At 65.4% G+C, this 13,441-nt stretch carries 12 protein-coding genes and 1 tRNA gene; 6 read left to right on the top strand and 7 right to left on the bottom strand.

Features of this window, described 5'->3' with window-relative positions; genetic code table 11:
- Positions 1-22: 22 nt before the first annotated feature.
- Positions 23-502, bottom strand: coding sequence for an Lrp/AsnC family transcriptional regulator (locus tag QX128_RS03905; protein ID WP_316236730.1), 480 nt, complete (start codon positions 500-502; stop codon positions 23-25).
- A 288-nt stretch (positions 503-790) separates the two neighbouring features.
- Between QX128_RS03905 and trxB the strand changes: the two genes are divergently transcribed.
- The 4 genes from trxB to QX128_RS03885 all read left to right on the top strand — a co-directional run bounded on the left by trxB (position 791) and on the right by QX128_RS03885 (position 4,397).
- On the top strand, positions 791-1,756 hold the full coding sequence (trxB, locus tag QX128_RS03900) for a thioredoxin-disulfide reductase (RefSeq protein ID WP_316236729.1): 966 nt from the start codon (positions 791-793) through the stop codon (positions 1,754-1,756).
- 7 nt (positions 1,757-1,763) lie between these two features.
- Entirely contained in the window at positions 1,764-2,687 is a 924-nt protein-coding gene (locus QX128_RS03895) for a LysR family transcriptional regulator (RefSeq protein ID WP_315717522.1), read from the top strand.
- A 446-nt stretch (positions 2,688-3,133) separates the two neighbouring features.
- Positions 3,134-4,057 carry a 4-hydroxy-tetrahydrodipicolinate synthase gene (gene dapA, locus QX128_RS03890; protein ID WP_316236728.1) on the top strand — a complete coding sequence of 308 codons (924 nt, stop codon included), beginning with the start codon at positions 3,134-3,136 and terminating at the stop codon, positions 4,055-4,057.
- Positions 4,058-4,226: 169 nt separating this feature from the next.
- Positions 4,227-4,397 carry a hypothetical protein gene (locus QX128_RS03885; RefSeq protein WP_315802635.1) on the top strand — a complete coding sequence of 57 codons (171 nt, stop codon included), beginning with the start codon at positions 4,227-4,229 and terminating at the stop codon, positions 4,395-4,397.
- Positions 4,398-4,508: 111 nt separating this feature from the next.
- Here QX128_RS03885 and QX128_RS03880 read toward each other — a convergent pair whose 3' ends face one another.
- The 4 genes from QX128_RS03880 to QX128_RS03865 form a co-directional block, all read right to left on the bottom strand.
- Positions 4,509-5,186 (bottom strand): ParA family protein, encoded by a 678-nt coding sequence (locus QX128_RS03880; RefSeq protein ID WP_231327589.1) that lies wholly within the window; start codon positions 5,184-5,186, stop codon positions 4,509-4,511.
- Positions 5,187-6,113: 927 nt separating this feature from the next.
- A tRNA-His gene (locus QX128_RS03875) sits at positions 6,114-6,190 on the bottom strand.
- A gap of 262 nt (positions 6,191-6,452) precedes the next feature.
- Positions 6,453-6,887: a phasin gene (locus QX128_RS03870; protein WP_315802633.1), complete on the bottom strand. Its 435-nt coding sequence runs from the start codon at positions 6,885-6,887 to the stop codon at positions 6,453-6,455.
- Positions 6,888-7,091: 204 nt separating this feature from the next.
- On the bottom strand, positions 7,092-7,472 hold the full coding sequence (locus QX128_RS03865) for a phasin (protein WP_316217921.1): 381 nt from the start codon (positions 7,470-7,472) through the stop codon (positions 7,092-7,094).
- A gap of 332 nt (positions 7,473-7,804) precedes the next feature.
- Between QX128_RS03865 and QX128_RS03860 the strand changes: the two genes are divergently transcribed.
- The gene (locus QX128_RS03860; protein ID WP_316236727.1) at positions 7,805-11,134 is read left to right on the top strand and encodes a PAS domain-containing sensor histidine kinase; all 3,330 of its coding nucleotides are present in this window, start codon (positions 7,805-7,807) and stop codon (positions 11,132-11,134) included.
- Here QX128_RS03860 and QX128_RS03855 read toward each other — a convergent pair.
- The gene (locus QX128_RS03855; protein ID WP_316236726.1) at positions 11,119-12,330 is read right to left on the bottom strand and encodes an NnrS family protein; all 1,212 of its coding nucleotides are present in this window, start codon (positions 12,328-12,330) and stop codon (positions 11,119-11,121) included. The genes QX128_RS03860 and QX128_RS03855 overlap by 16 nt on opposite strands.
- Before the next feature lie 165 nt (positions 12,331-12,495).
- On the opposite strand from QX128_RS03855, the gene QX128_RS03850 reads away from it, so the two are divergent.
- Positions 12,496-13,215 (top strand): Crp/Fnr family transcriptional regulator, encoded by a 720-nt coding sequence (locus tag QX128_RS03850; RefSeq protein WP_315802629.1) that lies wholly within the window; start codon positions 12,496-12,498, stop codon positions 13,213-13,215.
- Here the strand turns inward: QX128_RS03850 and QX128_RS03845 are convergent, their stop codons facing one another.
- Positions 13,216-13,419 carry a DUF1858 domain-containing protein gene (locus QX128_RS03845; protein ID WP_409997929.1) on the bottom strand — a complete coding sequence of 68 codons (204 nt, stop codon included), beginning with the start codon at positions 13,417-13,419 and terminating at the stop codon, positions 13,216-13,218.
- Between the last annotated feature and the right edge of the window lie 22 nt (positions 13,420-13,441).

Genomic DNA, 13,441 nt, shown 5'->3' with positions numbered 1-13,441 from the left:
GCCCCGGAATGACCCTCGAGGCCTAACTCCGTCCCTTGACCTCGAGCGGCACGGCCGCCTCGTATTTGGAGTTATGCAGCACCAGCGAGGTCCTGACGTTGCGCACATGGGGCGCCGCCGTCAGGTGGGTCACGAACTCCTGAAACGTCGCCATGTCCGGTGCCACGCATTTCAGGATGAAGTCCACCTCGCCGGACAGCATCCAGCATTCCCGCACCAGCGGCTCGGACCGCACGAACTCTTCGAACGCCTTCAGGTCGGCGTCCGCCTGGCTGGATAGGTGGACCGAGGCGAACACGGTCACATCGAAGCCGAGCTTGCGCGGGTCGAGCAGGCCCCGGTAGCCGATGATGTAGCCTTCCTCCTCCAGGGTCCTGACCCGGCGCAGGCAAGGCGGCGGCGAGATGCCGACCCGCTTGGCAAGCTCGACATTGGTGATCCTGCCATCGGCCTGGATTTCGCTCAGGATTTTGAGATCGATCTCATCAAGATTCTTGGACACGGGGATTGTGGGCTCTGGCGGGATAGGAGGAGGCGCAGGGGCGCCGGGGGACGATGGGCAACTCTCTTAGCGCAGGCCGGTCAATTTGCGCAATTTTATTACTTTAGATTTCCCCTGTTGACCGGGTCGTGAAGGGAAAATTCGCCGAGATGCGTTGCAATTCTTGCATAGCTTGCCAGATGGCTTAGACTTGGATTTGACATTTTCGATGGGGCTTCGGGGCGTTTCTTCCGCGCATTCCGCTCGCTGCGTCGTCAATCCTCCCTTTTCCAGCGAGTCTTCGGCCACATGCAAGCTCCGATCCATGCCAAAGTCGTCATCATCGGTTCCGGCCCTGCCGGCTATACGGCGGCGATCTACGCGGCACGAGCTATGCTGGAGCCGGTGCTGATCCAGGGCATCCAGCCAGGCGGCCAGCTCACCATCACCACCGACGTAGAAAACTATCCGGGATTTGCCGACGTCATCCAGGGTCCCTGGCTGATGGAGCAGATGGAAAAGCAGGCGACGCATGTCGGCGCCCAGATCAAGACGGACCTCGTGACCAAGCTGGAGCTGGGACAGCGTCCGTTCCGCCTGACCTGCGACTCCGGTGACGTCTACCTCGCCGAGACCGTCATTCTGGCGACCGGCGCCCAGGCGCGCTGGCTCGGGCTACCGTCGGAGGAGACGTTCAAGGGCTTCGGTGTCTCGGCCTGCGCGACCTGCGACGGCTTCTTCTATCGCGGCAAGGAAGTCATCGTGGTCGGCGGTGGCAACACCGCCGTCGAGGAAGCGCTGTTCCTGACCAATTTTGCGTCGACCGTCACCGTCGTGCACCGGCGCGACCATTTCCGTGCCGAGCGCATCCTGCAGGAGCGGCTGTTCAAGCATCCCAAGATCAAGGTCGTCTGGGACAGCGCCCTCGATGAGATCTGCGGCGCCAGCTCGCCATCCAAGGTCACGCATGTTCGCCTGAAGAACGTCAAGACCGGCGCCGTCACCGAGCTGCCCGCCGATGGCGTGTTCGTCGCGATCGGCCATGCGCCGGCGACGGAGCTGGTCGCAGGTCAGCTCAAATTGAAACCGTCCGGTTACGTCGAGGTGGTGCCGGGCTCGACCGCGACCTCCGTTCCCGGCGTGTTTGCCGCCGGCGACGTCGCCGACGAAACCTATCGGCAGGCGATCACCGCCGCCGGCATGGGCTGCATGGCTGCCCTCGAAGCCGAACGCTTCCTCGCCCACACCGCGAGCGAACGCGCCGCGGCGGAATGAACTGACGATGCCACGATCAAGGGATGGATTTACGGATATGGATTGGGACAAGCTGAAGGTGTTTCACGCAGCGGCGGAAGCAGGCAGCTTCACGCATGCCGGGGAGCAGCTCGGGCTGTCGCAATCGGCGGTGTCGCGCCAGGTCAGCGCGCTCGAGCAGGAGCTCGCAGTCTCGCTGTTCCACCGTCACGCCCGCGGGCTGATCCTTACCGAGCAGGGCGACCTGCTGTTCCGGACCGCGCATGACGTCTTCATGCAATTGCAGGCGGCGCGCGCCAAGCTGACCGACAGCCGCGAGCGGCCGAGCGGCGATCTGAAGATCACGACAACCCCGGGCGTCGGCATCAACTGGCTGATCCCGCGGCTCGGGGAATTCACCGCGCTCTATCCGGAGATCCGGATCTCGCTGATCGTCACCGACGAGGAGCTCGATCTGTCGATGCGCGAGGCCGACGTGGCGATCCGCACCCGCAAGCCGACCCAGCCCGATCTGATCCAGCGCAAGCTGTTCGCGATCAGCTTCCACGCCTATTGCTCACCGGAATACGTCAAGCGCTTCGGTACGCCGCGCACCCTCGACGAGCTCGATGATCACCGCATCATCATGCTGGCCGACGGCCAGGTCGCCCCGCATCTGCAGAACCGCAGCTGGCTGGTCGATGCCGGCCGCAACGGATCCGGTCCGCGCGAGGCCTATTTCAGGGTCAACAACATTCTCGGCCTGGTCCGCGCCTGCCAGCAAGGGCTCGGCATCGCCGCGCTGCCGGACTACCTCGTCGAGGAAAACAGCCGTCTCGTGCAATTGTTCGGAGAGTCGGATTCGATCCAGCTCGACACCTACTTCGTCTATCCCGAGGAATTGAAGACGGTCGCACGCGTTCAAGTGTTCCGTGACTTCGTCGTGAGCAAAGCGCAGCGCTGGCCGGCGTGACATTGTGCATGTCTGACATGCGGCTTGCATGGTTGCTGCGACGCCATGCGAGAGCCCATAGTGAGCATGTGCTGAGCGTTGGCGTTGCGCATTGTCCCCCTCCTCCAGTGGCGCGAGCGCTCAGAAATCCCTCTTGGAAGGTGATTGTGTCGGCCTCTTTGGCCAATACCTCCAGCCGGGCTCATTTGGGCCCGGCTATTTTTTTGCCGAATGTTTCCGTGTCGTGCCCGATGCGGCGTTGACAGCATCGCCTGCACCGCGCATCTAGATCGCATGTCCACGTCTTCGCACGCCAAGTTGTTGTCGAAAAAAGCTCCCCTCCCGGGGACATGTGGACGCGCGCGCTAGAATCTCTCGAATTCACCGCCGCATCACCAGCCCCGCCGCGAGGACGGGGCTTTTTTGCGTGTCCCGTCTCCGGCTCCTGCCACCCAAGGAGATGGACCATGACCAACGTTACGACCCGACTGCAGGGCCTCTGGCTGCCCCTGATCACGCCGTTCCGCGATGGCGCGCTCGACGAACCATCCTTACGCAATCTGGTTCGGCACTACGCCGCCAAGCCGATCGATGGACTGGTGCTCGGTGCCACGTCAGGCGAAGGACTGGCGCTGTCATGGGACGAGCGCGCCCGTCTGATCAGCGTGGTCCGGGACGAGCTCGACACCATCGGCCGGCCGCTGCCGATCTGTCTCGGTGTCGGCGGCGTGGCGACGGCCGAGGTGATCGAAGCGCTCGACCGAACCGCGTCATGGCCGATCGACTTCTATCTGATCTCGAGTCCGCCTTACGTGCGTCCGTCGCAGCGCGGCCTGCTGGCGCATTTCACCGCGTTGGCCGACCGCACCGTCCATCCGATCGTGCTCTACAACATTCCCTATCGCTCGGCGGTCGGCCTCGACAACGAGACATTGCTGCAGCTCGCCGAGCATCCCGCTATCGCTGGCCTCAAGGATTGCTGCGCCAACCGCACCCAGACGCGCGACCTGATCACGCGCCGGCGCGCAGGGTTTCATATCCTGACGGGCGAAGACGCCCAGAGCTTCGATGCGCTGCAGGCCGGGGCCGACGGCGCCATCCTGCTCTCGGCACATCTGGAGACCGAGACGTTTGCCACAATCCTGCAGCACGTGAAGGCCGGCCGTCACGACGCGGCAGCAGCGTGCTGGGCGCTGGTCGAGCATCTCACGCGGCTGCTGTTCACCGAGCCGAGCCCCGCACCGGCCAAGTACTGGCTGGCGCGCACCGGCGTCATTGCGAGCCCCGAAGTACGGCTGCCAATGGTAGAGGTTGGCGCCGAGCTGGCCGCACGGCTGGATCAGCAGATCGAGCGGCGCCAGCCGACGACCACGCAGAACCGCGTTGCCTGAGCACGCCCCAACCCATTCGCTGGCTCTGCCTGGCCTTCCCGATCGGAAAGGCCAGGCAGAGCCGCGCCACCGCTGTGGAGCCGGAGCAGAATCTCCGTGGTTAATCCGAGCTAACAAACGCGATCAAAAGCGGCGCAGTCCGCAACCTCGTGTTTAAAGATGTTCCGCTATGGATGTTGAAAACGTCAAAGAGCGCGAGGACGTCGTGGCTTTGCAGGATCATCCATACCCTGAGCATCAGGGTTTCAGCGTCGAAGACATTCTCTGGGCGGTCGGGATCTGGTCCGTGATCCTGACCCTGACGCCGGCAATCGCCTTCTATTTCCTGATGGTTGCCTGACCTCGCCAAGCCCTCTCGCGCGGCGCGAATTCGGCACTCACGCGAGAGCTTGTGACCCGACGCAAAAAACGCGCGGAGGACCGCGCGTCGATGCCCCATCTGATGCCGCGATCAGGCCGCCTGCTTGTGCATGGCGCCGTTGGCCGACACAGTACCGCGAATAGCCCGCACCGAACGCTCGATCGCAGCCCAGAGGCGTGCGATCTCGGCCGCAGCACGGCCCTCCGCATAATATTCGCGCACGCCTTCACCCTGGCCCAGCGCCATCAGCAGATCGGCGCGGTTGGTGATCTGGCCGCCCCACACCGGGGCCTTGAACTTCGCCAGCGCTTCGCGGGCGATGGTGACGATCGGACTTTCGGCATCGTCGCGGCGCGCTGGCGCGCCATTGAGAACGACCGCGTAGGGCTTGCGCGCGGCGCGGCAGGTCTGGATCGTCTCCTGCACCGCGTTGACGTCGAACACGCCGGGGCGGGCCGGGATGATCACCATGGTCGCATTCTTGATCGCATCCTCGACGACGGCCGAGATGGTCGGCGGCGTATCGATCAGCACCCACTCGACGCCGTCGCGGCGGGCGGCGGACACGATCGCGCTCACCGAGTTCACGGCCGTCTTGATCGGCGGCTCGTTGGTGCCGCGCAGCTTGTGCCAAAGCGTGAGCGACCCCTGAGGGTCGGCATCGATGAGCAGACAAGACTTGCTCGACTTGATCTGCGCAGCGAGATGGGCGGCCAGGGTGCTCTTGCCTGAACCGCCCTTACGCGATGCGAAAACAATAACGTTCATACCTTGGCCTCCAGATTGACCCCGGCAGCGAAAATGAATCAGCGGACTGATTCGCGGAAGATAAATTTAGCGATTGATAAGACGTAACTCCTGATTGCCGAAACGCATTGGTTTTTGAGTCACACCAAAGCAGGCAAAACAGCAGATCAGGCGGCGATGTTCGACAACATCCGGTCATGCCCCATCGCATTTACATGTTGAGGCTGCGCATCGAGGTGTGCGTCCGAAGACTGCGGTCATTCCGAGTGCCGCCAAAGGCGGCAATCGGCGTCGCTCAGGTCGCGTCTGGTCGCGTCGACTTCTTCGATTTGCCAGCGCGCGCAGTGACCGGCTTCCTGGTGACAGGACGAATGCTCATCGGCCGTTCCGCACGGCCAGATGACGCTGCCTGGCGCTCTGGCGGCCCGAATTGGGCGCGGCATGACGGCGACAGCTCGGCCTTGCGGCGAACCATGCAGGCGGTGACACGATCGACGTCGGGAATGTCGGAACTACAAAGCCGGAACGCATCGCCTGTGCATGCCTGCTCCTGCTCGGCGGTATAGGCCCGTGCGGTTACGGGGACTAACAGCGCGGCCATTACGATCAGTACGGCAGAGATGCGTGGATCGAGATCAATCCCTCTCATCGTCCCCTCCCCCTCGTTGCCGCAAAGTGTGATTGAAGGAGACCGGATTCGCAAGCAACAGTGCCACGCCGTGCTACCGATCCGGCGCGGCAAACCGCAAGCGAGCGCACGCCCGGCGATATATCCGTCGAAATACGGAGACCGGGCTCAGGCTTCCGCGGGCAAAGCTCTGCGGCCACGCCCCGGCCACAGCCATGCGCGAGAGGTCGCGACGGGCGACCAATCACGGCGCACGATCAATGGGACGCGGAGCACGGATAGAGGTGAGCTTGCGAATGGCCCAGCGATGGTCCCGGCCATGGTACAGTTGGGTGGGCTCGAACCACCGACCTCCTGTTCCACAGACAGGCGCTCTAACCAACTGAGCTACAACTGCATCCGCCATGGGACTGCCCGCGAGGGGCGTCCGAACGGGCCGGAAACTAGGTGCAACGGGCGAATTTGGCAAGGCCGAGAACGGATAAAGTCCCCTGCCATGACTGCGTTTTTTGACGCCGTTTCGGCCCGAGTGAGCCCCCGTTCAAGCGGGGAGCCCAGAAAGCATCGAACCCGGCCGCAACGCGCCCGGGTTCTGGATCTACCCGCCGTCCATGCCGGCGCGCGGCCGCATCGCGCACCTGGCGAGACTTGAGGCTGCCTCAGGCCGCCGTCTTGAACAGCTTGGTGGCGCTTTCCTTGATCGGCTCGACCGTCTCGGCCGCAACCTTCTGGCCGAGCTCGCCGAGCTCCTTGGCCTGGGCGGTGAAGGTCTCGAACTGCTTGCGCGCGAAACCGGTCCACAGCTCCATCGCCTCCGACGGCGACTTCACACCGAACAGCTCCTGGGCGAAGTCGAGCGACGCGGTGGTATTGGCCTTCGTGAATTCCATGACCTTCGACGAGTAGACGCCGGCGCCCTTGCTGGCGTTGGCGAAGAAGGCCTCGATGGCCGAATTGTGGGTTTCCGCAGCGTCCTTGAACTTGGCGTAGTTCTCGCGGGCCTGCGACACGCCTTTTTCGGCGAGCGCGCGTACCTGTTCGGGAACCTCGAACGGAATGATCGACGCGGAGAAAGGATCGGTGGCATTGGTCATGGCATGCATCCTTCGAAACATTGAGACTGGACCGGCCCGGCAATCGGGAAGTCACTTCGGATCACGCAGAGGAACCGCCCCTGGGAGGTAACAACCTCGCGTAGAGCTATATCGTGGCGCTTTTGTGCAACGCAACGGAAATTCCACTATCAGAAACTGTTGCCGCGCCCGCTTCCAGAAAAAGGGGGATCGAGGCATGTCTGATCAGGCCTTGGGCTTGGTTGCGTCGATCGCGGCCTTGCCGATGGCCTGGCCGACTTCGCTTGCCTGTTCGGCGAGCGATCGCATCTGGCCCTGAACGAATTCGCTGTGCAGCCGCAGCACCTCGGGCAGGTCCTTGGCGTGGACCAGCGATTGGGCGTAGTCGAGCGACGACTGGACGTTCTTTTCCGCGTAGGACAAGACCTTGGAGCCGATGTCCTTGGTTCCGGCCCGCACTGTCGCACCGCGCTGTTCGAGCGAGCCGGCCGTCGCCTCCGCTCCGGCCAGAAACTTCTCAAACGTCTGACGTGCCTGGTCGAAGCCCGCCTCCGCCATTGCCCGCACGTCTTTCGGAATCTCGAATCGTCGTCCATCGTCAGTCATGCTTTCCTCCTTCTGAAGTCCCGATTGGCTGCGCCCTCGTCTCTCAGCAGCTTTCCCGCTGCCGAGCGGCCCCGAACCAGTCCAGGGTATCATCGTGCTATCGAGAGCCGAGATTGCAACGGTCCATGCCGGTTTCGCCGCGATTCCGAGCCCGGGGGGCTCACGAGGAACACATTAAGGTTATCCAAGCTTTAGCAGGACAGGAGTGCGGCCCCGCCGTGGACCTCGGCCCTCAAAACGCGCGATAGTAACGAATTCTTAACGCTTCCAGTTCCGGCCGCCGGTCATCCACGGCCGATCAACATCACAAGAGCCGTTCGCCGTCGTCGCCCATGACCCACGCCGATCTCGAATTGCAGGCCCTCAGCGACCCCCGGCTGGCCGTCCACGCCGCCGGCAGTCTGCCGGCCTGGCTATGGTCGGCCGATGGCGGCCGTGTGCTGTGGGCCAATGCGGCCGGTGCGCGCGCCCTCGGTGCGACAAGCGCAGCGGCGCTGATCGCGAAAACGTTCGGCCCCGCCGACGCGCATCGCCGCCAGGTCGCTCAATTGGGACGGCGGCTGCCCGAGACCGGCGCTTTGCGGCTGGAACGTCTACGTGGTTTCGGCGCGCCGCTCGGCACGCTCGCGACCTGCGGCTGCGCCAGGATCGACCTGCCCGATGGCACGCGCGCGGTGCTGATCACCAGCACTGACGGGGGTGGACGTAGCTTCCCACTGGCGGATCGCCTGAAGCGGCTGGCGGAGACGAGCGAGCATGCGCTGATCGCATTCACCCAGGACGGCCAGTTCGCCGGCATTAGTTCAGCCGGACGGCGCCTGTTCGGCATGCGCGACCTGACCGAGCCGGATTTCGTCGAGATACGCAGGGCGGCGCTGGCCGATGGCATGGCCGAGGTGACGTTCGGCACGGAGCGCGCAGCGCTCTACCGCATCGGCAGCGGCAATCAGGTCGGGCTGGTGGCCGTCCCGATGCCGGCCCCTGCCGACGAGATCGAGGCGCCGGGCTCGGCGCCAATACCTGAGCCAACCGCAGATGCCGCCCCGGCATCATCAGCCCCCGTGGATGTTGCCGCTGGGCCCGCGGTCGTGACTTCGCCTCCTCTTCCGATGGATGCAATGACTGAACGCCAAACCGACGACGAATCCCCCGCGCTGTCGAACGACGCGCCGGCCGAGTTCCTGCTGATCGACGATCCGGCCGAAGCTGATCTGTTCAAGGCGCCGGCGCCGCAAACGGAAGATCACGCGCATCCTGCCGAATCCGGCGCGGCGGAGCCTTCAGTCGGCCGTCGCCATCCGCTCCGATTTTCCTGGCAGATGGATGCCGAGGGACGGTTCTCGATCGGCTCCGATGAATTCACCCACCTGATCGGGCGGCCCGGCGCCGCCGAGCTCGGCCGTCCCTGGCATGAGCTCGCTGCATCGCTAGGCCTCGATCCCGACGGGCGGGTCGGTGCCGCGATCGAAACGAAAGAGACCTGGAGCGGGCTCGTCGTCAGCTGGCCCGCCGAGGGCGAGCGGCTTGCGGTCGAATTGTCGGGACTGCCCGTCCTGGCGGAGGACAGGACCCATGCCGGCTATCGCGGCTTCGGTGTCTGTCGCGACCTCGACGCCCTGGACCGGCTGGCCGCACTGCGTCGCCCCGCATCGACCGATGCAGCCGCGACCGATGTTCCGGACGCCGACGAAACCGAGCTTGCCCAATCCGACCATGTGCGGGCCGCAGATGTGCCGCCGCAGCAGGACAACGTCACTGCGTCATCGCGTGAGGCTTCCATTGCGCCGGACGTACACCACATCGAGGGCATCGGGCTCGAAACGACCGGGAACGTGGTCCCGTTCCGCGCTCCGGGCGAGTCCAAGCATCCTGTGCTCACGCCGGTGGAGAACAGTGCGTTTCATGAGCTCGCGCGCCAGCTGTCGGCCCGCCTCGAAGGTGAGATCCGCAACGCGCCCGCGGACGTCCAGGGCGTGGTGCCCGAGCCGGGATCGCGAATGAGCGATCCGCTCGTCCCGCCGCCGCAGCAGGCTCCGTCGGCGACGGAGACGGCGCCCGATCAAGGCGCGGAGCTGCACACCGAATGGCTCACACCCGAGGAGCCGCCGGCCCAGGGCGACAGCCAGCGCGACCGCATCCTGCTCGACCTGCTGCCCACGGGCATGCTGATCTACCGGCTCGACCGCCTGCTCTACGGTAACCCGGCCTTCTTCAAGCAGATGGGCTACGCCGACCTTGCGGCCTTGGAGCAGGCCGGCGGGCTCGATGCGCTCTATGTCGAGCCGGGCGTGTCATCTGCACCCAACAAGTCCGAGGCCGGCACTCCCGTCACGATCTCGGCCGCCGACGGCTCCTCCAGCGAGGAGGTGAAGGCGGAAGCCCGCCTGTTCACGATCACCTGGGACGGCGATAGCGCGCATGCCCTGATCTTCGCTCCGTTGCCCGGCCCTGCGGCTGCGATTTCGACGACCGACGTGGCACCGATGCCGGCCCCGGCCCCCGCCGCGCTGGTCGTCGCCCCGCCTCCGGCTGCGGGCCACGCCGAAGCCGAAGATCTGGCGGCGATCCTCGACGTCACCGCCGAGGGCATCCTGATGTTCGACGCCGGCGGCAACATCCACGCCTGCAACCGCAGCGCCGAGGCGCTGTTCGGTTACGATGGCGCGGCGCTGGTCCGCCGCAACCTGATCGAGCTGTTCGCACCGGAGAGCGCACGCCTCGTGCTCGACTATCTCGACAGCGCGCAGCAGTCCGGCGCGTCGAGCGGGCTCGACAAGGGCCACGAGGTGCTCGGGAAGATCGCTCAGGGCGGCGTCATTCCGTTGTCGATGGCGATTGGCCGGACCAGGACCGACGGTCCGAATTTCTTCGCCGTGTTTCGCGATCTGTCGCAGCTCCGCCGCGGCGAAAGCGAATTGCTGCAGGCCCGTCGCGTCGCCGATCGGGCCGCCAACGCCAAGGCCGACATGCTCGCCCGGATCAGCCACGAGGTGCGCGCGCCGCTGAACGCGATCATCGGCTTTGCCGAGGTCATGATCGGCGAACGTTTCGGCACGATCGGCAACACCCGCTACGCCGAATACATGAAGGATATCCGCGCCTCGGGCGAGCGCGTGGTGTCCCTGATCGACGATCTCCTGGAGCTGTCGCGCATCGAGACCGGGAAGCTCGAGCTCGCTTTCACCAGCCAAAATTTGAACGAGCTGGTGGAGGGCTGCGTCGCAGCGATGCAGCCGCAGGCCAACCGCGCCCGCATCATCATCCGCACCTCGCTGTCGCAACTACTGCCGCCGGTGATCGCCGACGTCAGGGCGCTGCGCCAGATCGCGATGAACCTGATCTCGGCCTCGATCTCGCTGGCCAATCCCGGCGGCCAGGTCATCGTCTCGACCGCGCTGACCGATTTCGGCGAGGTCGCGCTGCGCGTGCGCGACACCGGTCATGGCCTGAACGATCAGGAGGTGGCCGCCGCGCTCGAACCGTTCCGTGCGCCCTCGGCGGCCGAGCAAGGCTCCGACGGCGCCGGTCTCAGCCTGTCGCTCACCAAGGCGTTGGTCGAGGCCAACCGGGCGCAGTTTCACATCAAGGCGGCGCCGAAATCCGGCACGCTGATCGAGGTGGTGTTCTCGCGCGCCGTGGCGCGCAATCAGAGCACCGGCTGAGCCGATCCCGCCCGTCGCACCGCCAGTGAACGACGCTTGAGGCCGAGCAGGAGCGGACCGAACGCCACCACGAAGCCGGCGAAGGCAATGATCCAGGCCAACGCCGCGACGTGCAGCAGCGCCTCGGCATGCGTCGGCGCCAACACGGCGCAGACCCGCGTGACCGCTGCGACGATGATCGCCAGATAGATCGCCTGGGTCGCGGGCGCGGCCGTCAGCGCCTCGCCGGTGTGGCCGAGCGTGGCCCGCGTCATGACGGCGAGCGTCGTGATGCCGGCGGCCCCGACCATCCAGGCGTGCAGCCCCGCGCTCGGCAGAATCCATCCGAGGCTGGCGGCGGCCGTGAGCAGGAAGCCGAGCGGCACGAACAAATAGCCGACATGCAGGATCACCAGCAAACGCTCGCGCAAGGTGCGATCACCGGCCCAGCGCGCGAGCCTCGCCCCGTGCAGCGCGCCGGCCGCAGCGAGCGCGAGCGCCGTTGCCGCACTTTCGGGAGCCAGGATCCAGCCGAGCAGGCTCAGCGCGCTGAACAGGACGACGGCAAGGTCGAAGCGGCCGAACGGCACCGGCAGCCGGCCGGGATTGTGCTTGACCAGCCAGTTGCGGGTGAAGCTCGGCGTGATGCGGCCGCCGATCAGTGCGAGCAGCAGCACGATCACGGCAACGCCGATGCGGATCGCGTAGTCGGCCGAACCGCGCAGATGAGCCTCGACATGGAACGCGATGTTGCCGGCGCACAGCACCGTGACGATCGCGACCACCGGCAGATTCCGCCAATTCCGCCCGGCGACGATCTCGCGGGCGGCGGCCAGCACGACGAGCACCAGGAAGCTCGCATCGATCAGCATCGCGGCCCACCACGGACCGAGCGCAGACATCGTCACCGCCAGTCGTCCGGCCATCCAGACCAGCACGAGGGTGAGCAGCGGCACGCCCCGGATCGGCAGCCGTCCGGTCCAGTTCGGGATCGCCGTGAACAGGAAGCCGGTGACGATGGCCGGCAGGTAGCCGTAGAGCATCTCGTGCACGTGCCAGTCTCGGGGGGCAAAGCCCGAGCTCAGCTTCAGCTCGCCGTAAAAGGCCGGGAGCCAGATCAGGATCGCCAGCACAGCCTGGAGCGCGCCGAGCAGAAAGAACGGCCTGAACCCGTTGGCGAGGACGGTCCAGCCCTGATAGTTGCGTGGAATGGCCATGTGCATGCTCGCTCGATGGGCGACGGGAACCGCGCCGATATGGCGCTGTGTGCTTAACATGTAGTTGCGCGTCGTCCGATATGGCTTGCGCCAGCACAAACTTCCGACGGATCGCAAAAACGTGCTATTGAGCGGGCAAAATCCGCCGTCGGCCCGGAGAATATCATGGCTTCCATCGACCGCTCGCTGGTCGCGCATCTGCCGCTGTTTGCGGGGCTGTCCGCGGAGGATCTGACGGATGTGCTGCGCGAAGCCCGTTCGATTCGCGTTCCACGCAACGGCGCGGTGTTCGAGCAGGGCGCCGATGCGATCTCGTTCTTCCTGCTGCTGCACGGCCATGTCCGCGCCAGCAAGACGACGCCGACCGGCGACCAGATCGTGGTGCGCTACGTCGTGCCCGGGGATACGTTCGGCGTCGCCCCGGCCATCGGCCTGCAGCACTATCCGGCGACTGCGACCGCCGTCGACGACAGCATCGTGCTGGCCTGGCCGTCCGCCGCATGGCCGAGACTGGTCGCGAGGTTTCCGTCGCTGGCGGCGAACACGCTGCAGACGGTCGGCCAGCGGCTGCAGGAAACCCATGCGCGCGTGATCGAGATGTCGACCCAGCAGGTGGAGCAGCGCATCGCGCATGCGCTGCTCCGGCTCGCCAACCAGGCCGGCCGCAAGCTCGATCATGGCGTGCAGATCGATTTCCCGATCAGCCGGCAGGACATTGCGCAGATGACCGGGACGACGCTGCACACGGTGAGCCGCATCCTCTCCGGCTGGGAGCAGCTCGGCCTGGTCGAAAGCGGGCGTCAGAAGATCGTCCTGCGCGAGCCGCACAAGATCGTCCTGCTGGCGCAGCAGGGCGCCGGCGATGCGGCCGCATCGCGTAGCTGATCACGCGCAGGCACACAGCGCCGAGAGGAACGCGTCGGGATCGACGCCATGCTCGTGGCAGGCATCCGCGACGTTGTGAAAGCAGGCGATCGGGCAACCGACGCAACGCATCTGGAAAGCAAGAAAGACGCCGATGGTCTCCGGGCTTCGCCGCATGACATCGTCGACCAGTTCATCGAAGGAGATTGGCATGCGCGCCTCCATTCCAAGTCCAGCGCGAATGGTA

Origin of the sequence: Bradyrhizobium sp. SZCCHNR1015, from assembly GCF_032489875.1 — a bacterium.
GTDB lineage: Bacteria > Pseudomonadota > Alphaproteobacteria > Rhizobiales > Xanthobacteraceae > Bradyrhizobium.
Note: the sequence above shows the minus strand (reverse complement) of the source record. Positions and strands in the feature narration are given on the sequence as shown.

Coding starts and splice junctions, on each gene's coding strand:
- trxB (WP_316236729.1), top strand. CDS start 791: ATGCAAGCTCCGATCCATGCCAAAGTCGTCATCATCGGTTCCGGCCCT.
- QX128_RS03895 (WP_315717522.1), top strand. CDS start 1,764: ATGCCACGATCAAGGGATGGATTTACGGATATGGATTGGGACAAGCTG.
- dapA (WP_316236728.1), top strand. CDS start 3,134: ATGACCAACGTTACGACCCGACTGCAGGGCCTCTGGCTGCCCCTGATC.
- QX128_RS03885 (WP_315802635.1), top strand. CDS start 4,227: ATGGATGTTGAAAACGTCAAAGAGCGCGAGGACGTCGTGGCTTTGCAG.
- QX128_RS03880 (WP_231327589.1), bottom strand. CDS start 5,186: ATGAACGTTATTGTTTTCGCATCGCGTAAGGGCGGTTCAGGCAAGAGC.
- QX128_RS03870 (WP_315802633.1), bottom strand. CDS start 6,887: ATGACCAATGCCACCGATCCTTTCTCCGCGTCGATCATTCCGTTCGAG.
- QX128_RS03865 (WP_316217921.1), bottom strand. CDS start 7,472: ATGACTGACGATGGACGACGATTCGAGATTCCGAAAGACGTGCGGGCA.
- QX128_RS03860 (WP_316236727.1), top strand. CDS start 7,805: ATGACCCACGCCGATCTCGAATTGCAGGCCCTCAGCGACCCCCGGCTG.
- QX128_RS03855 (WP_316236726.1), bottom strand. CDS start 12,330: ATGGCCATTCCACGCAACTATCAGGGCTGGACCGTCCTCGCCAACGGG.
- QX128_RS03850 (WP_315802629.1), top strand. CDS start 12,496: ATGGCTTCCATCGACCGCTCGCTGGTCGCGCATCTGCCGCTGTTTGCG.
- QX128_RS03845 (WP_409997929.1), bottom strand. CDS start 13,419: ATGGAGGCGCGCATGCCAATCTCCTTCGATGAACTGGTCGACGATGTC.